Annotated in this window: 1 protein-coding gene; it reads left to right on the top strand. The window is 54.9% G+C overall.

The genetic code is table 11. The features are described from left to right. Positions 1-64: 64 nt before the first annotated feature. Positions 65-1,248, top strand: a protein-coding gene (locus tag AACY02_RS25910; protein WP_339434357.1) for an IS3 family transposase whose coding sequence is annotated in 2 segments (ribosomal slippage) — positions 65-329 and positions 329-1,248 — 1,185 coding nt in all. Because the reading frame shifts where the segments join, the coding sequence is not laid out codon by codon here. Positions 1,249-1,256 lie beyond the last annotated feature (8 nt).

Here is a 1,256-nt window from a genome sequence, read left to right as displayed (position 1 = left end):
TGTAGTGGTCTAATTTCCCCGGACACCCCGATAGGTGGAAAATGCATCTATCGAGGAGTTTTTCATGACCGACAAACGCAGAACATTCGACGACAGCTTCAAGCTGCAAGTCGTGAAGATGATCAAGGATCAGGGATTGACCGTGCCGCAGGTCTGCCGGGATCTGAATATTGGTGAGACGGCTGTTCGACGCTGGGTGCAGCAGTACGAGGCCGAGCAACTGGGACAATCCGGAATCGGTAAACCGTTGACGTCTGAACAGCAGCGCATCCGCCAACTGGAGCAAGAGAACCGGCAGCTCAAGGTGGATAACGACATCTTAAAAAAGGCTACCGCCTTCTTTGCCCGCGAGCTGAAGTAACGTATCGACTGGTTCGGCAGCTGCAACAGAAGGCTTATTCGGTGGCGTATGTCTGCCGTTTATTAAACGTCAGTCGATCCGGCTTCTACGAGGCCCAAAAACGCGCTGAGGCGCCTATTCGGCAGAGCTGTCCTGTCGTTGTGCAACTCAAGGCATCGTTTGCTGCAAGTGGTGGCTGCTACGGTAGCCGCCCGTTGCGTGATGCTTTGCGCGGCAAAGGTATGGCTGTCGGTCTTTATAAAATCCGTCGTTTAATGCGTGCCAACGGCCTGCGTTCGGCCTGGAAGCGCAAGTTTGTGCACACAACCGATAGCAACCATGACTTGCCGATTGCAGAGAATATATTGGGCCGTCAGTTTGACCCAACGGCGCCAAACAAGGCTTGGGTGGCCGACATAACCTACATCCGCACTCGCAGTGGCTGGTTGTACCTGGCGGTGGTGTTGGACTTGTTTTCACGCAAGATAGTGGGCTGGGCCATGGCCCCGAACATGCCGGCAGAGTTGGTGTGTAGCGCGATGCAGTTGGCCATCGCTCAGCGCCAGCCGTCACCAGGACTGATAGCCCACTCAGACCGTGGCAGCCAGTACGCGAGCGCAAGTTACAGAGCGTTGCTGGCGCGAAACGACATGCAGCAGAGCATGAGCCGTAAAGGTAACTGCTGGGACAACGCGGTGATGGAGCGCTTCTTCCTGAGCTTGAAAATGGAGCGTGTATGGCGACGTGATTATGCCAACCATGCAGAAGCTATCCGCGACATCACTGAGTACATCGTTGGGTTTTACAACAACGAACGGCTGCACTCAAAACTGGGGTATCTGCCGCCGACCGTTTACGAGCGGGCGATGGCATCGAAACTACCTATCGAGGTGTCCGGAATTAGTTGACCACCACA

It is taken from the genome of Pseudomonas sp. EA_65y_Pfl2_P78 (genome assembly GCF_963970495.1).
GTDB lineage: Bacteria > Pseudomonadota > Gammaproteobacteria > Pseudomonadales > Pseudomonadaceae > Aquipseudomonas > Aquipseudomonas baetica_A.
This window is presented reverse-complemented; position numbering and strand designations above follow the sequence as displayed.